Source organism: Hymenobacter sp. (assembly GCF_036387835.1).
Lineage (GTDB): Bacteria > Bacteroidota > Bacteroidia > Cytophagales > Hymenobacteraceae > Hymenobacter.
The window spans coordinates 1-22,270 of record NZ_DASVSY010000093.1 but is presented as its reverse complement, the minus strand read 5'-3'; the positions used below and the strand labels follow the sequence as shown (position 1 = coordinate 22,270).

General features: G+C 55.6%; 18 protein-coding genes. 14 read left to right on the top strand and 4 right to left on the bottom strand.

All coding sequences use genetic code 11. The features are described from left to right. Positions 1–79: 79 nt before the first annotated feature. From VF639_RS18065 to VF639_RS18055, 3 genes are all read left to right on the top strand, one after another. On the top strand, positions 80–403 hold the full coding sequence (locus VF639_RS18065) for a rhodanese-like domain-containing protein (protein WP_331147334.1): 324 nt from the start codon (positions 80–82) through the stop codon (positions 401–403). Positions 404–510: 107 nt separating this feature from the next. After that, positions 511–3,204 carry an ATP-dependent helicase HrpB gene (hrpB, locus tag VF639_RS18060; RefSeq protein ID WP_331147333.1) on the top strand — a complete coding sequence of 898 codons (2,694 nt, stop codon included), beginning with the start codon at positions 511–513 and terminating at the stop codon, positions 3,202–3,204. 194 nt (positions 3,205–3,398) lie between these two features. Then, positions 3,399–4,196 carry a DUF2490 domain-containing protein gene (locus tag VF639_RS18055; protein WP_331147332.1) on the top strand — a complete coding sequence of 266 codons (798 nt, stop codon included), beginning with the start codon at positions 3,399–3,401 and terminating at the stop codon, positions 4,194–4,196. Between the two features lie 146 nt (positions 4,197–4,342). Here the strand turns inward: VF639_RS18055 and VF639_RS18050 are convergent, their stop codons facing one another. Beyond that, a complete protein-coding gene (locus VF639_RS18050) occupies positions 4,343–5,182 on the bottom strand; it encodes an FRG domain-containing protein (protein ID WP_331147331.1) in 840 nt (279 codons plus the stop codon). A gap of 226 nt (positions 5,183–5,408) precedes the next feature. Beyond that, entirely contained in the window at positions 5,409–6,260 is an 852-nt protein-coding gene (locus VF639_RS18045; protein ID WP_331147330.1) for an oxidoreductase, read from the bottom strand. Between the two features lie 311 nt (positions 6,261–6,571). On the opposite strand from VF639_RS18045, the gene guaB reads away from it, so the two are divergent. From guaB to VF639_RS18000, 9 genes are all read left to right on the top strand, one after another. Continuing rightward, the gene (gene guaB, locus VF639_RS18040; RefSeq protein ID WP_331147329.1) at positions 6,572–8,053 is read left to right on the top strand and encodes an IMP dehydrogenase; all 1,482 of its coding nucleotides are present in this window, start codon (positions 6,572–6,574) and stop codon (positions 8,051–8,053) included. 285 nt (positions 8,054–8,338) lie between these two features. Further along, complete coding sequence (locus tag VF639_RS18035) at positions 8,339–8,779, top strand: hypothetical protein (protein WP_331147328.1); 441 nt, start codon at positions 8,339–8,341, stop codon at positions 8,777–8,779. A gap of 222 nt (positions 8,780–9,001) precedes the next feature. Beyond that, positions 9,002–11,101 (top strand): PP2C family protein-serine/threonine phosphatase, encoded by a 2,100-nt coding sequence (locus VF639_RS18030; protein WP_331147327.1) that lies wholly within the window; start codon positions 9,002–9,004, stop codon positions 11,099–11,101. 14 nt (positions 11,102–11,115) lie between these two features. Further along, positions 11,116–11,445, top strand: coding sequence for an STAS domain-containing protein (locus VF639_RS18025; RefSeq protein WP_331147326.1), 330 nt, complete (start codon positions 11,116–11,118; stop codon positions 11,443–11,445). A 24-nt stretch (positions 11,446–11,469) separates the two neighbouring features. Next, positions 11,470–11,895, top strand: a complete 426-nt coding sequence (locus VF639_RS18020; protein WP_331147325.1) for an ATP-binding protein — start codon at positions 11,470–11,472, stop codon at positions 11,893–11,895. 356 nt (positions 11,896–12,251) lie between these two features. After that, complete coding sequence (locus VF639_RS18015) at positions 12,252–14,567, top strand: peptidylprolyl isomerase (protein ID WP_331147324.1); 2,316 nt, start codon at positions 12,252–12,254, stop codon at positions 14,565–14,567. A gap of 411 nt (positions 14,568–14,978) precedes the next feature. Beyond that, complete coding sequence (locus VF639_RS18010) at positions 14,979–16,367, top strand: peptidylprolyl isomerase (RefSeq protein WP_331147323.1); 1,389 nt, start codon at positions 14,979–14,981, stop codon at positions 16,365–16,367. Positions 16,368–16,477: 110 nt separating this feature from the next. Beyond that, positions 16,478–17,443 carry an AAA family ATPase gene (locus tag VF639_RS18005; RefSeq protein ID WP_331147322.1) on the top strand — a complete coding sequence of 322 codons (966 nt, stop codon included), beginning with the start codon at positions 16,478–16,480 and terminating at the stop codon, positions 17,441–17,443. 94 nt (positions 17,444–17,537) lie between these two features. Then, the gene (locus VF639_RS18000; protein WP_331147321.1) at positions 17,538–17,990 is read left to right on the top strand and encodes a hypothetical protein; all 453 of its coding nucleotides are present in this window, start codon (positions 17,538–17,540) and stop codon (positions 17,988–17,990) included. Between the two features lie 127 nt (positions 17,991–18,117). Here VF639_RS18000 and VF639_RS17995 read toward each other — a convergent pair whose 3' ends face one another. Next, on the bottom strand, positions 18,118–19,008 hold the full coding sequence (locus VF639_RS17995; RefSeq protein ID WP_331147320.1) for an SDR family NAD(P)-dependent oxidoreductase: 891 nt from the start codon (positions 19,006–19,008) through the stop codon (positions 18,118–18,120). 185 nt (positions 19,009–19,193) lie between these two features. On the opposite strand from VF639_RS17995, the gene VF639_RS17990 reads away from it, so the two are divergent. Next, positions 19,194–19,760, top strand: coding sequence for a GNAT family N-acetyltransferase (locus tag VF639_RS17990; RefSeq protein ID WP_331147319.1), 567 nt, complete (start codon positions 19,194–19,196; stop codon positions 19,758–19,760). Positions 19,761–19,902: 142 nt separating this feature from the next. Here VF639_RS17990 and VF639_RS17985 read toward each other — a convergent pair whose 3' ends face one another. Then, the gene (locus VF639_RS17985) at positions 19,903–21,033 is read right to left on the bottom strand and encodes a hypothetical protein (RefSeq protein WP_331147318.1); all 1,131 of its coding nucleotides are present in this window, start codon (positions 21,031–21,033) and stop codon (positions 19,903–19,905) included. A 227-nt stretch (positions 21,034–21,260) separates the two neighbouring features. On the opposite strand from VF639_RS17985, the gene recA reads away from it, so the two are divergent. Then, positions 21,261–22,270, top strand: a 1,010-nt coding sequence (gene recA, locus VF639_RS17980; RefSeq protein WP_331147317.1) for a recombinase RecA, incomplete at its 3' end; no start/stop codon positions are given.

Genomic DNA, 22,270 nt, shown 5'->3' with positions numbered 1-22,270 from the left:
GCTTTTACAGAGAAGCCAAAGCTAACGAGCCACCAACTAATTTTGCGCTTTCCTGTTATTTGATGCTTTTCCCTCTGCCATGCTCCCCGAACTTACGCCCGAAGAACTGAGTGAACGTCTTGCCAACGGCGAAGACCTACAGCTCATTGATGTGCGGCAGCCCGAGGAGTACGCGTACTGCCGCATCGAGGGCAGCCACCTGATTCCACTTGGCGAGCTGCCCCGCCGCGTAGAGGAGCTAGACGAAACCCGGCCCATCGTGCTTATCTGCCACCATGGGGTGCGCTCCATGCAAGCCCTAGGCTACCTCCAGCACCGCCACGACATGACGAACCTGCTGAATCTGCGCGGCGGCATCCACGCCTGGAGCCTCCGTATAGACCCGACTGTAGCGGTGTACTAATCGGCAGAGTTTTTAGCCCGCAAAGGGCGCAGAGGATTGCGCAGAAGTTGCAGAACGTTATGCGCAATCCTCTGCGCCCTTTGCGGGAACCACTACCGAACCAACTCATGCACTTCCCCGACCTCCCTATAAAAGCTGCTCTGCCCGGCCTGCTCACTGCTCTGGCCGAACATGAGCGCGTGGTGCTGCAAGCGCCACCCGGCGCGGGCAAAACGACGGTTGTACCCCTAGCCCTGTTGGAAGCCCCATGGCGTGAGGGAGGCCGGATTTTGATACTGGAGCCCCGGCAACTAGCTGCCCGCGCCGCCGCCAGCCGGCTGGCCAAGTTGCTTGGCGAGGCAGTAGGCGAAACGGTAGGCTACCGGGTCCGGCTGGAAAGCAAAGTGTCGGCCCGCACCCGCATCGAGGTTATCACCGAGGGCATCCTGACGCGCCTAATTCAGGACGACCCGGCGCTGGAAGGAGTAGCAACAGTGGTGTTCGACGAATTTCACGAACGTAGCCTGCGGGCTGACCTTGGCTTAGCCTTAGCGCTTGACGTGCAAGCCGTGCTGCGGCCCGAGCTGCGCATTCTGGTGATGAGTGCCACGCTGCAGGCCGAACGGCTAGGAGCCTGGCTGAACGCGCCAGTGGTTAGTAGCGCCGGCTTCTTGTTTCCAGTGGAAACCCACTACCTCAGCCCGCGCCAAGCCGCCGTGGGCGGTAGTCGCCCCAACGAGCGGCTGGCTACCCTGGTACCTACGGCGGTGCGCGAAGCCCTCCGCAACCATCCTGAGGGCGACCTGCTAGTGTTTCTACCCGGCCTGGCCGACCTGCGCCGCGTAGCCGACAAGCTGGAACCCGTTCTGTCTGAAACTATCCGCCTGCACCTGCTGCACGGCGAGTTGCCACTCGAGCAGCAAGATGCTGCCCTGCGTCCCGCCCCTGTCGGCCAGCGCAAAATCGTGCTCAGCACGGCCATTGCCGAAACCAGCCTCACTATTGAGGGCGTGCAGGTGGTAATCGACGGTGGCTTTGCGCGAGTACCGCGTTTTCAGGCCCGCACCGGCTTCACCACCCTCGAAACCGTGCCCGTCAGTGAAGCCGCCGCCGACCAGCGCCGGGGCCGTGCTGGCCGCTTAGGCCCCGGCACCTGCTACCGCCTCTGGACCACCACCGAGCACGATGCCCTACCGGCTCATCTGCCCCCCGAAATTCTTACCGCCGACCTCAGCGGCTTAGCATTAGAGCTGGCCTTGTGGGGAGCCACTACCGCTAGTTTGCAGTGGCTGGATGTACCTCCTGCCCCTGCCATTTCACTCGCCAACGACCTGTTGGGCAGACTCGGAGCCGTTGAAGTCTCTGGTTCTTCGCAGCTACTTGTTGATGAGCCTTCACCAGAGCAGGCTACAGCTGAATCGAATAACACAACAGCCACTGGAAGTTCTTTGCTGGAAGCCCAACCCATCACTTCCAAACCGGCAACTAGCAACCAGAAACCAGAACCTAAACCCGAAAAGCCCACGCCTCATGGCAGGGCCTTGGCGCGGCTTGGACTAGCGCCGCGGCTTGGGCATTTGGTGGTGCGGGGCCACGAGTTAGGGCATGGCCCCGCGGCGGCAGCGCTGGCGGCTTTGCTGTCGGAGCGCGACGTGCTGCGGGCTGCCGATGCCCACCCTACTCCGCCTGATTTGCGACTGCGCTTCGAAACTATTGCCCACGGTCGTCCGGCGCTACCCGGTTTGCTGGTGCAGCACAACACCTTGCACCGCGTCCGGGATGCTGCCCGCAACCTGCGCCAACGCTGCGGCATTCGGGACACCGCCACTTCTGCCGATGCCGACGCGGCTGGTTTGCTTACCGCCCTCGCCTACCCCGACCGAATTGCCCAACGCGAAACCGCCGATCGGGTGCGCCTGGCCACCGGGCAGCGGGTGCTGCTGCCCGCCGAGTTTTTCGGCCGCGACGACCAGTTTATGGCTGTGGCCTACCTGGAAGGACCACCCCACCAGCTACGCGCCGCGCTGGCCGCCCCCGTTAGTCGGCCGGAATTAGAACAATTGTTCGCCGACCAAATAGAAACCCGCGACGAAGTGCGTTGGGATGCCGCCACCGGCCGGGTACTGGCTCGGCGCCTCCGCCGGCTAGGCGCCCTGGTGCTTTCCGATACCCCACTCGCGCAGCCCGACCCTGAATTGATAGCCCAAGCGCTGCTAGACGCCTTGCGTACTGCGGGCATTGCGCGGCTGCCCTGGAGCGAGGCAGCGGTGGCAATGCGGCAGCGACTGGCCTTTCTACATTATCACTTCCCTACCGACTGGCCTGACGTTTCCAATGAAGCCTTGGCCACCGAGTTAGACGAGTGGCTGGCGCCGAATTTAGTGGGATTGAAAAGTCTGAACGAAGTAGGCCGACTCGATTGGAACGAATTGCTATTGCAGCGCCTGCCGGGCGGTTGGGGTCAGCGCCAAGACCTCGACCGCCTCGCTCCTTCGCACCTCACCGTGCCAAGCAATTCCCGCGTAGCCCTCGACTATACCGACCCCACTGCGCCGGTACTGGCCGTGAAGCTGCAAGAGGTTTTTGGGTTATTCGACACGCCTTTTGTGGCCGGGGGGCGAGTGCCCCTTACGATGCATCTGCTGTCCCCCGGCGGCCGGCCGGCCCAAGTCACCCGCGACCTGCGCAGCTTCTGGCAAACCGGCTACTTCGAAGTCCGCAAAGACCTGCGCGGCCGCTACCCCAAGCACCCCTGGCCCGACGACCCACTTACCGCTATTCCCACCAAGCTCACTAAAAAGCGCTTCGAGGCCGGGCAGTGAAACAGTAAGCCATGCCTGGAAGGTCTTTTTTAAATTTATTCTTTGTAGAGTATCGTTACGCTAAACGGTATTTTTCTCAGATAGCACCTTGCTAAAGCAATAAGCAGATCAGTATGTAAACTCTTGATAGGCAGGCTTGGAAATATACTTGGTAACATTGGGGTAATACTGGTAATGCTTTCATAATATAGATTATGAAAGCACTTTTACTCCTCTTTAACAAGGGCCTATTCCTTATATTACTGTTGAGCTTGGCTGGTAGAGCGCAGGCTCAAACTTCAAGAACGGCAAGCACTCCGGTTCAATATCAGCGCTTCAATACCTGGCTTATGGTTCTTAGCGATGCACGCCTTAACGATAAATGGGGTTTGCATACGGAAGCTCAATTGCGCCAAGTACGGGGCCCTAATGCTCCGCAGCAAAAGTTTTTGCGCCTTGGTGCCAACTACTACGTCGCAAACATTCTGGTTTTATCGGGTGGCTACGCCTACACCATGTCCTTTCCTGACGGTAACGACTCGCAAATCGGCAGCTTACCGGAGCACCGGAGCTACCAGCAACTTCTTCTTCGCTTCGATAGTAGCCGGGTGCAGACGCAACACCGCTACCGCCTCGAACAGCGTTGGGTCCGCCGCCCCGGTAGCACACAATTCACGTATCTGAACCGCTTGCGCTACCAGTTGCGCCTTACGCTGCCGCTAAACTCGCAGAAAAAAGTTGTGCCCGGCACCCCTTACCTCACCGGCTACGACGAGCTATTCATCGGTTTTGGCCGCAATGCTGATGGCAATATCTTCAACGAAAACCGCGCTTGCCTAGCACTCGGCTACCAAATCAACCGCGCCACTTCCGTGGAAATAGGCTACTTGAATCAAATGGCGCAACAAGTGGAAATGGCATCTTTAGCTGCTTCCCATATTCTTCATCTAGGCCTCAATTTCAACCCCGACTTCCGGAAAGGGTTTACGTCAAGCAAGGGAATAGTGGAGTAACTGAGCATTTATATCAGGGAGATACATAGAGCCCATCAACTAAAAAGAACGCCATTCCTCTGTTGGCATGGCGTTCTTTTCAGTTGATGGGCTCTAAACTCTTAGCAATATCAAGCCCGCAGGTTTGCCTTGTGCTTTCCGCCGGTTTATCCCGAAATCTGATCTTCTTCTAGATTCGCCTGGTTTTGACTGGAAGTAGGCGTGTAATGGCGGTGCAGCCAGCGGCTGAGGCCGCCTAAGCCAGGAAAAAGCACTCGTTCTGTGATATTGGCCTGGTCGAGCTTGTCGCGGATTTCCCACTTCAGACGGGCCGGGATGATGATGCGGAAATATAGTTCAGGATGCTGCTCCAGCCATTTGTGCAAGGTAGCCTGCGTGGTATTCATCAACGAAAAAAGCGCGTACTGATGCACGATACGAGCATCGAGGGAAGGCGGCTCCAGGAACAGCAGGAACTGCTCGTCGCGGAGTAGCTCCAATTCCCGCAAGGTGGTACAGAGCGGTTCCAGCAGTTCCGGCGTGAATACGTTGGAACCCTCGGCACGCAACGCTTCGCGCAGACTAGGCGGCAAAGATTCGGCAGCCAGCACGTAGTTGATGGCCCATATTACGCCGTCTTCGCCGTAGGCTTCCAGGTCGTCGGTGGCGAAATGGAGAGCCACGTAGGGCGAGTAGGTCCAGTCGAGGAGGCGGGTGGGGAGGCCGTGGTGTTGGGCCAGGGCCAGCCAATTCCAGACGGAGGCGCCGGGCTGCGTGAAGTCGCGGCCGTATTTGCGGAAGTTGCGCAGCAAGTGGTTTTCCAGTTGCTGATATTCGCCGCCGAGACGCTGCAGGCTGGTGGTAAGCAACCACTTAGACGAACGCAGTCCGCGGTACACGAACGGCGAGCGGAAACGCCCGATGCGGACATCCCACATGTCACGGAAGAGCGCCTCTTGCAAGTCAGTCCAGGAAGTAACGTGTATATCGTTGGCAGAAAGCGGCACGGGAGTGTTAAAAGAGTAACGGAGTGGCAGAGTAACGGAGTAAGGATGTTCAATTACACATGAACATCCTTACTCTATAACTCAACGAAGTTACTTCCTGCTCCGTTACCAGACGCCGTTCATCCAACCGCCGGGCTTCACCACTAATCAAGTTGGGTTACATGGTGGCTAAACGGGCATTGCCGCCCCGTCAGGCTACCTTTTTCCACCTGAAAAGCTCCGGTGATTATTGCCCTTCCGGAAAATCAGCGGCGTCGCCGATTTCGGCTACACTTTCCAGCTCTTGTAGCAGACCAGTGAATTTGTCGCGGGCACCTTTCACGGCAGCTTTGCCGAGGGGCAGGTGTAGTGGCGGATTCTCTTGGCGTACCAAGTCGAACATGGCTTTAGCGGCGCGTTGTGGGTCGCCGGGCTGCTTGCCGCTGTAGCTCTGAATGCCTTTCAGGTTCTCGCCGACGGTGGCGCGGTAATCGTCAATGGCCGTATCTGCGAAGCTGGCGGAGCGGCCGGCCCAATCGGTGCGGAAGCCACTAGGCTCGATGTTGGTGACGTGGATGCCGAGCGGTTTCACTTGCTGAGCCAAGCTCTCGCCAATGGCTTCGAGGGCAAACTTGCTGGCGTTGTAAACGCCTACACCAGGGAAAGTTTTCAGGCCCCCGATGCTGGTAATGTTGAGGACATGGCCGCTTTTCCGCTCGCGCAGATGCGGCAGTACAGCCCGCAGCACGTGCAGCGGCCCAAACACGTTCACATCGAACTGGCGCTGCACTTCTTCGGCCGCAATTTCCTCGATGCTGCCCATGGAGCCATAGCCCGCGTTGTTCACCACCACATCGATGTGGCCGAGGGCCTGAATGGCGTCGGCTATGGCCTGCTTCACTTGCTGCTCGTCGGTTACCTCACACACCAGGCCGCGGCCGTTGGTGCCGGCTTTCTGCGTGAATTCGTCGGCTTGCTCTTGCTTACGGAAGGTAGCGGCTACTTTGTCGCCTTTGCTGAGGCAATAGTCGGCCAGTTCTTTGCCGAAACCGGTGCTAACGCCGGTGATAAACCAGTTTTTGTTGTTGGTTGCCATCATTGAAAACTAAAAGGAAGATGCCAAGCCTCAAGGCTACAGCGGCCTTTTCAACTCTCGAACGGCATCATAGGTTTTAATAGAAGCCATAAGCCCCACACTGCAAGTCCCAAGTTACAAGCCTCAAGCTGCAAGCTCCAAGCTCCAAGTTAATGTTCAACAAAGAGCTTGCGGCTTATAGCTTGTGTCTTGCAGCTTATAGCTTAAAGCTTGCAACTCAATGAAAAAAGGAAAACAACTATTTGATAATCTGCATCCCAACTTTTCGCCGTAGCTTTGACCGGCAATAAGAGAAACCTAACTTCCTTGTTGCCATGGCCGATTACGCCACCCCCCATTCCAAAATTGCCTTCGAGGCGCTCACCTACGACGACGTCCTGCTGCTTCCGGCCTACTCGGAAGTACTGCCCCGCGACACCGATCCTAGCGCCCAGCTCACCCGCAACATTCGCCTGAAGCTTCCCTTCGTTTCGGCCGCTATGGATACCGTTACGGAGGCGGAAATGGCTATTGCGCTAGCGCAGGAAGGCGGCATCGGTATCATCCACAAAAACATGAGCATCAAGGCGCAGGCCGAGTTGGTGCGCCGCGTAAAACGCTCGGAAAGCGGGATGATTCTCGACCCGTTCGTGCTACAGGAGGCCGCTACCTTGGCTGATGCCAAAAAGCTGATGCGCGACAACAACATCGGCGGCATTCCCATCGTCAACGAGCAGCGCCAGCTCAAAGGCATCCTCACCAACCGCGATTTGCGTTTCGAGAAAGACATGAACCGCCACGTAACGGAGGTCATGACGCACGCGCCGCTCGTCACGGCCAAGGCGGGCACCGAGCTAGCCGACGCCGAGGATATTCTGCAAGAATCGAAAGTAGAGAAGCTACCCGTTATCGATGCCGACGGCCGCCTTGTTGGCCTCATCACCTACAAAGACATCCGCAAGCGCCGGCGCACCCCCAATGCCTGCAAAGACGAGTACGGCCGCCTGCGCGTAGGCGCTGCCGTAGGCGTCACCCCCGATTTGCTGGACCGGGTAGCCGCCCTCGTAGATGCCGGCGTTGATGTCGTGAGCGTAGACACCGCCCACGGCCACAGCAAAGGCGTGCTGGATGCCGTGCGCAACCTCAAGCAGAAATTTCCCAAGCTGGAAGTAATAGCCGGCAACGTGGCCACCGCCGAAGGGGCCCGCGCCCTGGCCGATGCCGGCGCCGACGCCGTGAAAGTGGGTGTGGGGCCTGGTTCTATCTGCACCACCCGCATTATTGCGGGCATTGGCGTACCGCAGCTTTCGGCAGTGCTCGAAGCAGCCCGCGGCCTCGAAGGCACCGGCGTACCGCTGATTGCCGATGGGGGCATCAAGTTTTCCGGCGACGTGGTGAAGGCCCTGGCTGCCGGAGCCAGCACCATCATGATTGGCTCGTTGCTGGCTGGTACCGAGGAGGCTCCCGGTGAAGTCACTCTGTTTGAGGGCCGTAAGTACAAGAGCTACCGCGGCATGGGCTCGGTGGAAGCCATGGAAGACGGCTCGAAAGACCGGTACTTCCAGGACGCCGAAGACGACGTGAAGAAGCTCGTTCCCGAAGGCATTGTGGGCCGCGTAGCCTACCGGGGTTTGGCAGCCGAAGTGCTCTTCCAGCTGGCTGGTGGCCTGCGAGCCGGTATGGGTTATTGCGGGGCCGCTACCATTGAGGCGCTGCAGCAAGCCCGCTTCGTGCGCATTACCGGCGCCGGCCTGCGCGAGTCGCACCCCCACGACGTGCAAATCACGCAGGAAGCTCCCAATTACAGTACCAAGTAGCCCGCTTAGGCCGCTTATTGAAGGGCCGGCTCCATCTGGAGCCGGCCCTTCAATATTTTACTTGCCTGCTAGTGGTTGCTTACACAGAGTAGAGCCGCAGTACTTGGCATCTTTTAACGGAGCAAAACTCCAACGATGCGGACGAATGGAAACCCCGCGTCGTGGTGCCATTCATGACACACTTCTATGGAAGAAGGAGTCAATGCTCTAGGCATTATTTGTCTGGCAAGTATATAGGTAATCCTTTATCTTAGTGGTTGATTTAGCCCAGATGCTATTCCTGTCATGCGCGTTTTCACTTCTCCTTACTTGTACATCCACCACGAGCCGTTACTTCATTCCGTTGAGTTGGAATGGCGGGGCCGCACGCAGGGAAATGAGGTGCGAGTGGGTGTGCAAAAAGGTCTGCAAGTAGCGCAGCAGCAGCAAGCGCGCGCTTGGATTGCCAACATGATGCACATGCACGTCATTTGTCCCGAAGACGAGGAATGGCTTAAAACGGAATGGCTATACCAGCTCCGGCCCTTAGGTATCGAGTTCCTGGCCATAGTTGTTTCCAACGACGCGCTTACCCGCCTAAGCACCTACAACATCATGAGCGGGAGCGAACAAAACGGCTACGCTCCATTGGAAACGGTTTACTTTAGTTCGGCGCAGGATGCTCGTGAGTGGGTGCGCCAAGCTTGTCAGGCATCTTCGCTACCATGTGTCGAGCGTCGGTACTAGCTTAAAACAGTTTTCCCTCTTTCGAAATTACTTACCGTTCCATACTTACCGTTCCAGTCAATAACCTCGACGGTTGCTGACTTTTATTTTTTAAAGAAAAACTTTACCTAGACTTGGTAAAGGCGAGCAGGCCGCAATATTCCTGCCGCACTTATATCTTAGCGGTCCGTTTCTGTTTGAGTATCCTTGCTCTACCTACCAGGCGGCTCTGTTTCATACTCTATGCCCTTTCGCCAGAAGCTGAAAGCTGTTACGTTTTTCTTCACCGTCCTTAGCTGGCTGTTGCTATTACTTAGCACGCTAAGCAACACCAATGGCCGCGCCGCCGAACTGCTCGGCGGCCCTTGGCCCGAATGGATAACCCTGGTTGCGCAAGCGGCTTTTGCCGCCGGTGTCTTCATTTTCCAACGTGGCCGTCCCGACCCGCTGCACGGCAACGATTTTGTGGGCTTACTTCGGCGCTTGGTACTAGGCCCGGGTATGCTGGCTACTGCTTGCGTGGGCTTGCACCTAATCGAGCGCTTCATTCAGGTGAAGCTGCCCACCGACGACCAAACTTTTTTTGCTTGCATCTACACGGTCAATCTGGCCTTGTTTGTGGTGTTTCTGGCGTATACCAACTACTCCTGGCGCAGCTTGGTACTGTTTCGGGCCTCGCCCCGCGTGCAACGCCAGTGGGGGTGGTTTGAAATCTTACTCGGCTTTACCTTGCTTTTCCGCTTGCTCGATTGGGTGCCGCCGCACCCAATCGACTATGTAATTCTGGGGGGGCTAGGTGCCTTCGGGGTGTATTTGAGCGGCAACCAACAGTGGGTGGCTTACCTCAACCGCCGCCAGAAATGGGAAGCCGTATTGCTGCAGCTCGCCATTATGCTAGCCATGACGGTGTTCGTGGCTTATTTCCTGCGCATCCGCAACGACCTGAAGCTGGTGGCCCCGGCCCCGCAGCACGCCTTCCTGCTCCTGAATGCTTTCTTCGGCACCTTCTATGCCTTTATGGGCTTGATGGTGACCATCTTCAACCTGCCTACGGCCGGCGTTTTCGAACAGAAGCGCGAGGAGATTCTGAGTATGCAGCGCCTGACGCAGCTGATTCAAAAAGGTCAGAGCGAAGAGGAAGTATATGCTATGCTCTTTGATTCGGCGGTGCAAACCATGGATGCCGATGCGGCTTGGCTGGCGCTCGAAGGGGATGATGGCACCGTTGCTGTGCAGCACTACCGGGTGTCGCCGGAACAGGCCGAGGGAGTGCAACACCTACTGCAAGAATACAAGCTGCACCACATCGAATACCTCAACAATGACTTGGTAAACAGCAGTGGCTTCCGCGAGCTGAACCTACCGTATAGCTCGTTGATTGTGATGCCCTTGCGCTCGGCTAAGCGTCGGTACGGGGCGCTGTACATGCTGAAGGAGCACCGCTACGGCTTCGACCGCGAAAACCTGAGCATTCTGCAGACCTTTGCGAGCCAGACGGTGCTTAGCATCGAGAACCTACAGCTAGTGCATATTTCGCTGGAAAACCAGCGGGTGCAGGAAGAGTTGAAGATTGCCTCGGCGGTGCAAGACAGTCTGATTCCGAAAAATTTGCCCATCGACAGCTGGTTTGACATCAGTTCCTATGCGGCCTCAGCCAAGGAAGTAGGCGGCGACTTCTACGATTTTCTGCACTTGCCGGGCCGCCAGTTGGCTATCCTTATTGGCGACGTATCGGGTAAGGGCGTAACGGCGGCCTTCCACGTAGCCCAGATGAAGGGCATCTTCCACGCGCTGATGCAGGAAAACCACTTGGCCCGCTCGGAGCGCGAAAAGTTTCCGGTACCGAGCCGCTTCATGACGCAAGCCAACACGGCATTGTCGCGTTGCCTGGAGCGCTCGGCCTTCATTACTGCCTCGCTCTATATTATCGACTACGAAAATGCGGGCTTCGTTTTCGCGCGGGCCGGGCACTGCCATACCCTCTATTATCACTCTATAAAAGAGGAAGTGTCCTATTTCCAAACCACGGGGCTCGGTTTAGGCATCATTCGCAACGAGTCGTACGAGAAACACATCAAAAACCAGTTCTACGACTACAACCCCGGCGATGTGATGGTGATTTATACCGACGGGATTGTGGAAGCGCGCAACGCCGAGCAAGAGGAATACAGTGAGCAACGGCTGCTTTACATGCTAGAGCAAACCTTCTCGATGGAAGCCGATGAAATCAAAGAGCACATTCTGGCCGACCTAGCACAGTTCAGCGCCGGCCAGCCTATGCACGACGATCAAACGTTGCTAGTCGTCAAGTTCAAATCCTCTCAACCCGACACCTTGAATTGACGTACCCTGACCTTATGAAAATAACTCAACATTCCTCCGACGGTACGCTCACCCTAATTCTTGACGGTGAGCTAGATGCTAGCTCCTCCGTATTGCTGGATACCGAGTTAGCCAAGCCCGAAACGCTTCAGTTCCAGAAAGTACTCATTAACTGCAAGCAACTGAACTACATTTCTTCAGCAGGTTTGGGCGTTTTCATCTCCCACTTGCAGCAGTTTCAGGATGCGGGTGTGAAGCTGGTTTTCTTCAACATGCAAGACAAAGTGTACAACGTATTTGAAATTCTTGGGCTTGACACGCTGATGACCATTGTGCCATCGGAAGCAGAAGCCACGGCCGTCTAAACTTATCTTGAACTAGCAGCAGGGATGAAAAACGCACTTCGGATCAGTTGTAGCCGAGGCAACCTGAAGGCTGTCCGTGACTTTGTCACGGCTTCCCTGCTAGATTGTGACCTGTCGAACCTGCAACTCAATCAAATTGTACTCGCAGTTGACGAGGTAGTTGCCAATCTTATCATCCATGCCAACGGCGAAGACGAGTCGCAGTTCCTCGACATAGCTATTGACGTTGACGATCAGTTATTTGCTATCGAGATATTCGATAACGCCGCCACTTACTACAATCCGTCCACTTATCAAGAGCCCAACCTTCCAGAGTATATCCGTCGCGGCAAAAGAGGCGGCGTGGGCATGACGTTGGTCAATCGCATCATGGATCGGGTGGAGTTTACCTCTAATGGCAGCCAGAACGTCTGCCGGTTGTATAAGAGCTTAGCCCAACCGCTGCCCTGAGCTAGCATCCGCTTCAGGAGCCTCTTTCCTGCCCTGTTTATCGTGGTTGAGCTTCTCATCGAGATACCTAACTCTGCGTCACTATTTCGTGGGAGTTAGCTGGTATGCGAGAGTATACACCCAAGCTAAGCCGAACGAAAAGGCCAGCGAGGAGGTTGACAGGGCCTGGAATGAATGCAAAAGGACCCTGTTCCTGAAGGGCAGGTCTATGGCTTAAGCAAGAACCTGCTGCACTAGATGACCGGTTAATTTAGTTAGTGGCCCAAAAAAATTACGTAAAATTGCAACAGGCAGTTCGCTACGCCCAGTCGACTTTGGGGGGCTATTGCTGCGTATTGCAGTTTCTTATTTCTTATATGCACAAACGCATTTTGTACGCCGGCACTGTGGCCGTCGCGCTACTGGCCGCCTGTCAGGCTACCAAACCCACTACCACTGCCAAACAACCTGCTATCGAAACGCTGGGCACCACGTCGGTACCAGCCGGGGAGTTTGCTTACGTTTATCGCAAAAACAACAGTTCCGCCCCCGAATACGGCACCCGCGCCAGCGTGACGGAGTACTTGGACCTGTACACCAACTTCAAGCTAAAGGTGCTAGAAGCCGAGCAGCGCGGCCTCGACACTACGCAGGCATTCAAGCGCGAGCTGGACGGCTACAAGCAGCAGTTGGCCCAGCCCTACCTCACCGAGAAAAGCGTAACCGACCAGCTGGTGCGGGAAGCCTACGATCGGATGAGCAAAGAGGTGAATGCCTCTCACATCTTGGTGCGCCTGCCCGCCGAGCCCACGCCCGCCGATACGCTGGCCGCCTACCAAAAAGTTATGGCGCTGCGCCAGCGCGTAAGCGGTAGCGCCAACTTCGAGCAGGTGGCCCGTGAAGTGAGCGAAGACCCTTCGGCCCGCGAAAATGGGGGCAAGCTTGGCTATTTCACGGCCATGCAGATGGTCTATCCGTTCGAGACGGCCGCCTTCAAAACGCCAGTTGGGCAAGTGTCGCAGCCGGTTCGGACGCGCTTCGGCTACCACCTGATCAAGGTGAACGATGTGCAGCCCGCTCAGGGCGAAATCAAGGTGGCGCACCTTATGATTCGGGCTACACCCAACATGCCGAAAGCCGATTCGGTGACGGCTAAGAAGAAGATTGACGAGCTGTACAACCGCCTCACCCAGCGCAAAGAAAATTGGGAGAAGCTGGTGGCGCAGTTTTCGGAAGATGCCGGCTCGGCCGCCAACGGAGGCGAGTTGCCGCCCTTTGGTACGGGCCGCATGATTCCTTCGTTCGAGGAAGTGGCTTTCAAGCTTCAGACGCCGGGGCAGATATCGGCGCCTGTGCAAACCCCCTACGGCTGGCACGTTATCAAGCTGATCGAGAAGCAGCCGGTGCCCACGTTCGAGGCCATGGAGCCAACGCTGAAAAGCAAAGTGGCCAAGGATTCGCGCTCTGAGTTGAACAAGACGGCTTTCCTGAAGCGCGTGCGCACCGAGAATAACTTCCGGGAATTTGCCGCAGGAAAAGCAGAAGCCTTTGCGCGGATAGATACCTCCGTGATAAATGGCCGCTTCAAGTACACGGCACCTGTCAACCCGATAAAAGTTTCGAAATCCGGCAAAAAACAAAGCGGAGTAGCGGAGTCCGGATTGTTCGCCATCAAAGACAAAGCCTACACCGTAGCCGACTTCCTGACCTACGTGCAGCAAAATCAACGGCCCCGCCCCGGCGCCGAGCCGAAGTTTGTAGCCCAGCAGCTCTACGACCAGTACGTAGAGCAAAGCTTAACTGATTTCGAGAAGAACAACCTCGAAAACAAGTATGAGGACTACCGGATGCTGGTGAAAGAGTACCGCGACGGTATTCTGCTGTTCCAGCTCATGGACGAAAAGGTGTGGAGCAAAGCCATTGAAGACTCGGTGGGCTTGCAGAAATACTTCACCGAGAACCAAGCTAAATACCAGTGGGAAACCCGGGTGCAGGGCACCGTTATCAGCGCGGCCTCGCCCACAATACTAACGCAGGCCCGGCAGCAGCTCCGAGGTGGCCGCTATGCCGTACCGCGTCTGGCACCGCAACCCATTAGCTTTACTGCTAATACCGACAAGATTACCAAAAGCTCCAGCCTGACGCTGGACAACTTAGCCACCGCCATGCAAGCTGATTCCGCCTTAAGCGTGACCTTAACTGGCCGCTTCAAGAAAGGAGAAACAGCTGCTATTGCGCAACGACGGGCAGCGGCCGTAGCCACTTACCTCACTGGCAAAGGCGTACCGGCTGGCCGCATCAAACAAACCACCCAGGCCAAAGTATCTAGCGCCAATACGTTAACTCCTGCTGTATTCAGTTCGAACACGGCGGCCTTGGAAGAGCAGCTAAACGCACAAAACCCGCTGTCGGTCCAAATCACGCAGAAGGCGTTTGCCAAAGGCGATAATAAAGTAGTAGACGACTTGATAAGCCGCGGCCCCGGCTCCTACGACGTGCAGAAAGACGGCCGCTACTACTCGGTTGTCATCGACAAAGTGCTGCCCGCTGGCCCCAAAACCCTGGCCGAAGCCCGCGGCCTCGCCACTTCCGATTACCAGAACTACCTGGAAAAAGAGTGGATAACGCAGCTCCGCGGCAAGCACCCGGTACAAATCAATACCGCCGAAGTAGACAAGCTGGTAACCAAGTAATAATTGACTTGCACAAGGAAGCCCCGGTTTCAGCCGGGGCTTTTTGTTTGGTGCTGATTCAAGTCCTCTAAAATCAAACAGATAGCATCAACTGTCATTCCGAGATTCCGCGCCTCAAGCGGCGAGAGGAATGACAGCCACTCTAATGCACAGAATGCTGCTGTATTAATGGCACTTACTGTTCTCTAATTCTCTACCGCCGAAAGCCTTTTCAGCATTTCACACTGTTGTCGTAACGGTCATGCAACGCGACAACAGATTCCTGTCTCCTTGCTTTGAATCTGGATACCAAGTGGTTTTTGTCGGAGTAAGGATTTATGTTGAAATTTACGCGTGGCTTTTTGCGTTCTGTTAGCTGCCTGGTTCGGTAATATTGTTGCTCGGTACCGGACGTACCCCTTGAATCATCCCATGACTCCTTCTATTAGTGCATTGAAACGGGCGGCCCTGCTGACCGTGTTGCTGCTGGCTGGTACCTTCACCGCCAGCTACGCCCAATTGGGCATTGGCCGCCCCGTCGGCCAAACGATTGTAGATGGCATCATCGCCAAAATCGACAATCAGATTGTTTTGCGCTCCGACTTGGAGGCTATTATAGCGCAGGAAAAAGCCCGGGCCGAAGGCAAGCCCCTGCCGCCCGACCTGCAATGCCGCGTGCTGCAAAGCCTGGCCCTCAACAAGCTACTGCTGGCCAAAGCCGAAACCGACTCGGTAGTGGTAGAAGACTCGCGCGTGAAAGACGAGCTGGACCGCCGCATGAACTACTTCGCTCAGCAGATTGGCTCAGAGAAAAAATTAGAGGAGTACTACAACAAGCCCATCAAGCAGCTTAAGGAGGACTTACGGCCACAAGTGAAAGAGCAGTTGGTTCAGCAGAAAATGCAGGATCAAATTTCCGGCAAAGTGACCGTAACGCCCCGCGAAGTACGTCAGTATTTCAACCGCATTCCCAAAGACAGCCTCCCCTACTACTCCACCGAAGTGGAAGTTGGGCAGATCATCAAGTTTGCCAAAGTAAACACCACCGCTAAGCAGGCGGCTCTGGCTAAACTCAACGACTTGCGGGGCCGTATTCTGGCTGGCGAAAGTTTCGAGACCCTGGCCAAGCAATTCTCCGAGGATCCCGGCTCAGGCGCCCAAGGTGGTTATTTAGGTTTTTTTGGGCGCAAAGAGTTGGTGCCCGAGTATGAGGCGGCGGCGTTGCGGCTGGAGCCCGGCCAGATGTCGCCGGTAGTGGAATCACAATTCGGCTTTCACCTTATTCAGCTGATTGAGCGCAAAGGCGATAAGTACAGTACCCGCCATATCCTGATCAAGCCCACCACCGGCAGCACCGACGTGAACGAAGCCGCCAAGGACCTTACCACCTTGCGCCGCCGCATCCTTGCCGACAGCATCACGTTTGCCAAAGCCGCCAAAGACAACTCCGACGACAAGCAGTCGGGTGCGAATGGTGGCTTGCTTCAGAATCGGGAAGACGGTAGCACCTACCTGCCCCTCGACAAGCTGGACCCGGCCATCTTCTTCACCATCGATACTATGAAAGTGGGCCACATCACGCCCCCCATGCCTTACCGCACCGACGACGGCAAGGACGCCATGCGCATTATCTGGCTGAAATCGAATACGCCGCCTCACCAAGCCAACTTCAAAGACGACTACCAAAAGCTGGCGCAGGCCGCTTTGTCGGAGAAGAAAAACAAGGCGCTGGATGAGTGGTTTGAAAAGAACCGCGGCAGTGTCTTCATTGAAGTCGACCCGCAGTACAGTGGCTGCAAGCTGCTGAATACGGTAAATTAATTGCTGATTGTTGAATGGTTGATTGTTGCTTTGCCCGAACGGCAAGCGTGACAATCAACCATTTTTTCGCAATTCTTAACAATCAACAATCAGCCTCTAACCTCTATAGAATGCGCACATTTTCTTCTGATAAAGAAGCCGCCGACGCCCTGGCTCAATCGTACCAGACGCTACGCAAGGAAATCGGCAAAGTGATTATTGGGCAAGACGAGGTAGTGCGGCTGGTGCTCACCGCCGTATTTTCGCAAGGCCATTGCCTGTTGGTCGGTGTGCCTGGCTTGGCCAAAACCCTGCTCATCCAAACCATTGCCGACTCGCTGGACCTCTCGTTCAACCGCGTGCAGTTCACCCCGGACCTGATGCCTTCTGACATCGTCGGCTCCGAGACGCTCACCCAGCAGCGCGACTTCCAGTTTGTGCAGGGCCCTATCTTCGCCAACATTGTATTGGCCGACGAAATCAACCGGACCCCGCCCAAAACGCAGGCGGCCCTGCTCGAAGCTATGCAGGAGTACGCCGTGACGGTTGCCGGCCGGCGCTACCCATTGGAGCGGCCTTTCTTCGTATTGGCCACCCAAAACCCCATCGAGCAAGAAGGCACCTATCCCCTGCCCGAAGCACAGCTCGACCGATTTATGTTCAATATCGAGCTAGGCTACCCGAGCTACGAGGCCGAGTTGCAAATCGTGAAGAACACTACGTCCGATACCAAACCCGTAATCAGCAAGATTCTGCACGCTGACGAAATTCAGGCGTTCCAGCACCTCGTGCGCCGCGTGCCCGTAGCCGACAACGTGGTGGAATACGCCGTGAGCCTCGTACACAAAACCCGCCCCAACACCGACCGGGGCGCCGCCCGCGCCACGCAGCTTCTGGAATGGGGCGCGGGTCCGCGCGCTTCGCAGCACCTCATTGTAGGCGCCAAGTGCAATGCCTTACTCAACGGTAAATACTCGCCCGACATCGAAGACGTGAAAGCCGTAGCCCTGCCCATCTTGCGCCACCGCTTGGTCCGCAACTTCAAGGCCGAAGCTGAAAACGTATCGGTAGAGCAAATCGTGAAAGAACTCCTTTAACCGAATTCTGAATTGTGAATTATGAATTCTGAATTGGCCATGCGTGCCACTCATAATTGCTAATTCAGAATTTAGAATTCATAATTGAAATGACGTGGAAGTCTCTGCCTACTATCAGCAATTCGAGCGCAACATCTTTATCATTCTTGATGCCTTAGCGGCTGGCCTCGACTTGCGCACTACTGCCCTGAATACGTCGTTGCCTCTCGAGGTATATGTGCTTTGCGAGGTGCTAAACCAAGGGGGCGCGCAGTTCCGCTTGACCACCGAAGGGCTCGAGCGGCTGCGCGAGTTTCAGGCGCAATACCTGCAGCGCGAATCGGAAACTGAAGTTATCATGCGCCGCATTCTGGAAGACAAGCGCGCTATGATGCGCACGCCCGAAGGCCGTGTGTTGGTGAAGGAAATGCTAATTCGTCGCCTCGAGTTCTTCAATGAAGCAGCCCGGCAAGTGAACGTCATGCGCATTCAGCAGTCGTTGGGCAGCCCTCCGCAGTACCGCTCTGGCATTGGTGCCGAGTTACAGAAAGCAGAAGTTCATAAATAATCGATTCCGCAGCCGAGTGAAAACAAAAGCGGCTTGCCATGTGGCAAGCCGCTTTTGTTTTATACTACGGGCTTTCCGCCGGGTCATAAACTAAACCCAATCACTCTAGCTGAATCAATACAGCAGATTAGTCGGTAGCTACCATGGTGCCGGCAGCTTCCTCCCGGATTTTGGTGTTGCCTTCTTTGGCGTGCTTTAGGTTTAGCTCGCCTTGTGGTTCGCGGCGCAGGTGGCTTGGCACATCGGCGCCGGGGGTGCCTTTGGAGTTGGTGATGCCGCCGTCTACGAAGTAGAGTGCGCCCGTTACGTAGCTGGCTTCATCGGAGGCCAGAAACAAGTACACGTTGGCCACTTCTTCAGGCGTGCCGCGGCGACCTAGGGGCGGGCCATCGAGGTTTTGCTTTTCCATCTTGGCACTCATCGGGCCGGTTTCCTTGTGCGTCCAAGCTGTATCGACGGGGCCGGGGCAGACGCAGTTGGCGCGGACGCCGTGCTTGGCTTGCTCGGTGGAGACGCCTTTCATGAAGGCGTGAATAAAGGCCTTGGTGCCGCCGTAGGGCGTGTTTTCAGCAATGCCCATCCAGCCCGCCTCCGAGCCCGCCGACACAATGTTGCCGCGGCTCTTCTGCAAATACGGCAGCGCAGCGCGCGTCATCATGAAGTTGGAGTAGATGTTGTTCTTGATCATGTACTCGAAAGCATCTACCGGGTACTTGTCGAGTTCGGAAGTAGCCGGAAACACGCCCGCGTTGTTGATGAGGATATCGAGCTTGCCAAAGTCTCCGATGGCAAGCTGCACGCACTCCTCGGCATTTGCTTCGTGCGAAATGTCGCCGAGGTACCCCACGGCTATGCCACCGCGCAGTTGGATTTCGTCCACTACTTTCCGAACCGGGTCACTTTCCAAACCAACCACCACGACAGCGGCGCCTTCGTTGGCAAATTTCTTACAGATGGCCTCACCAATGCCGGCGCCTCCGCCGGTCACAATGGCCACCTTTCCTTCAAGTCGTCTCATAGCTAAGTGTAAAAGAAATTGAGCGAGTAAAACAGTTGCCGCTGCTGCCCATGCAAACGTGTGGCAGCATAGCTTTGACAGCTAACGACATCTGATAGGCAGAGTTACTACCAAGTATTCAGGCGTGTCTTTTTTCGACGCTTATGCGTTGCTGTGCGTAGGTATTGCATTGCTTTCCCAAAATCATGCACGCCGCTTTGCCCCCGCCCCTCACGCCGCTTATTACCGCCCGCCTTACGCTTCGCCCCTACCAATCCACCGACGAAGCTGACTTCTTTGCCGTGCTCGACCAGAACCGCCGGCGCCTAGAGCCTTCCTTTCCTGCCCGCGTAGCCTCCGTTCAAACCCTGGCTGACGCCACCCGCACCATCAAGCAATTCGCCCAAGATTGGCGCACCGGCCGCCTCTACGTGTTCGGCATCTGGCACCGCGAAACCGCCGCTTACCTCGGCGATATTAGCTTACGGCCCACCTTACAAAATCCCGTAAGTGCTGAAGTAGGCTACTATTTGGCTGCTCATGCTGAAGGCCAGGGTTACGCACGAGAAGCCCTGGCCGCCGCCGTGCAATTCGGTTTCGGAGAATACCTGCAAGCCCGCTACCTAACCCTACGCTGCCGCCGCAACAATCCCCGCAGTCTGGCCGTGGCCGAAGCCACTGGGTTTCGCCCCGTCAGTACTCGGCGACGTCTTTGGCCATTGCGGAGTCCGGAAACAGAAATTATGCATTACCGCCTCGACGCGGCATCGTAACCGTATGCGTCCGTCCAAGCCCTTAATAGCGAGCAGTCACATTGGGCTTAGAATGATGTTCTACGTGAAGATCAAAGCTCATTTTATGATTAACAACTTAAAATGAGCTGTTTGCAGAAGCAGATTCACCTTTCAACAAGGCTTAGTCACCTTGCCGGAGTGTTCCTAGTAGAAACTCATAATTGAAGTTCAGGTAGGCTCCGAATGAAAATTCTATCTGCTTGTTCTGCAAATCATAAAAAGGCTCGAAACGACTGGTCAGTGTCACGTTGCCGGGCAAGTGGAAGTCACTAAGAAAACGCAAAATCACTAGCTGCCGCTGCCGTTCTGTGTAGTTGGGGTTGCCGACGGTACTGGAAATGGATTGATAGAGCTTTCCCCCTTGCGGCGCCACAAACCCATTGCCCGACCAATAGCTAACCATTATGGTGGCGAGGCGCGTGTCTGCGCTGGCGTTGAGGTACAAGCCGGTGCCCCGCTTATAAGGCAATATTTCGTCGAAAGAATAATCAGTGAAGCGTGTGACGTAGCCGTCGAAGTACAGTGCCCTGACAAACTCGGAGGTCAACTTCCGGCGCACTCGCAGGCCGGCAGCAAAATTGAACAGCGTTTGCAGCGAGATATCAACCGTGTCAAGCTGACCGCCGCGGTGAATACCTAGAAACTGCAACGGCACCACTCCTAAACGCCAGCCCGCCGAATCCTGATACGCCGTAAATTCCGAAGTAAGCCCGCCTGCCACCTCTTCCTGGAAATTGCTGAACCTGTACTGCTGCCGCTGCCAGTCAACCCAGGCATCGAGTTGCAGACGCGGAGCTTGCAGCCGGTACTGCATGCCCTCTTCTAGCCTGTTCAGCATTACTCGCTCAAAATCGAACAAGGGTTCTATGTAGCCGTGGTTCAACTGCCCCTCAATGTTGCCGAACAACAAGCTGTGGGGGCCATTCTGATACTTGGCAGTGAACAACGGTCGTACCTGCCGTAAACGGGGCGTACCGTAATCTTTGTAGAGAAAAATACCAGCCTCCAACCGCACATTAGCACTAGGAAAGTAAACCAGACGAGGAGCAAGCTGCGTACCGTAAAGAGTTTTTCCCTCGTTTATTTTGTTGAAATATTCGTTGTCTTTGGAGAACAAAAATCCTTGCACCGCCACCCGAAGCTGCCCGGCGTTTTCTGGCTTAATTGGCAGCCGATACAAAAAAGCCTGATTATTCAGTTGTCCTTGCGCCACATTTACGCCTCCCAACCAGCCTACCAACGTCAGTATCAAGGCAGTAGAAAGCGAGCTATTTCCCAAAATTTTTAGCACGGAAAAATTTCCCTAAATTCAACGAAAATTTTTAGCATTGTGGGGACAAAATATAGGTTAGTGGCGTTAACACTAGCCTACCCCAAACAGAGTAGCTTGGCACGTTGCAAAGCCACTTCTGGGTTGCGCAGGCAATCTAAAACGCCTACATTCACCAAACCTAAGCATTTCCCCCAAACCCTATTCTAATGGCTGCTACCACTGACAAAGCCGATAAGGTTGCTAATCCACAAGCCGAAAAAATGAAGGCGCTTCAGCTCACGCTGGACAAGCTCGATAAGAACTACGGCAAAGGAACGGTCATGAAGCTGAGCGACAACAAAGTTGTCGATATTCCGGCTATCAGCACCGGTTCACTAGGCCTCGACATTGCGCTGGGCATCGGGGGTTTGCCCCGCGGCCGGGTGGTTGAGATTTATGGCCCTGAATCGTCGGGTAAAACTACACTCACGCTGCACTGCATTGCCGAAGCTCAGAAGAAAGGTGGCATGGCCGCTTTCATCGACGCCGAGCACGCCTTCGACCGCAGCTACGCCGAGAAGCTAGGAATCGACACCGAAAATCTGCTTATCGCGCAGCCCGACAACGGCGAGCAAGCCCTGGAAATAGCCGACCAGCTGATTTCTTCGGGTGCCATTGACATCATCGTTATCGACTCCGTAGCCGCCCTCGTACCGAAAGGCGAATTGGAAGGCGACATGGGCGACTCGAAAGTGGGCTTGCACGCTCGCCTCATGAGCCAAGCTCTGCGTAAGCTGACCGGTACCATCAACAAGACCGGCTGCTGCTGCATTTTCATCAACCAGCTGCGTGAGAAAATCGGTGTGATGTTCGGTAACCCCGAAACCACGACCGGTGGTAATGCCCTGAAATTCTACGCTTCGGTGCGCCTCGACATCCGTCGGATCGGCCAGATCAAGGAAGACAAGGACAACGTGACCGGTAACCGCACCAAGGTGAAGGTGGTGAAGAACAAAGTAGCACCACCGTTCAAAGTGGTTGAGTTCGACATCATCTACGGCGAAGGCATCAGCAAAGTAGGCGAGATTCTCGACCTGGGCGTTGACATGGGCATCATTGCCAAGTCGGGCTCGTGGTTCAACTACGGCGACACCAAAATCGGCCAAGGCCGCGAAGCCGTGAAAACCCTGCTGCTCGACAACCCCGAGTTGGCGCTGGAAATCGAAACCAAAATCCG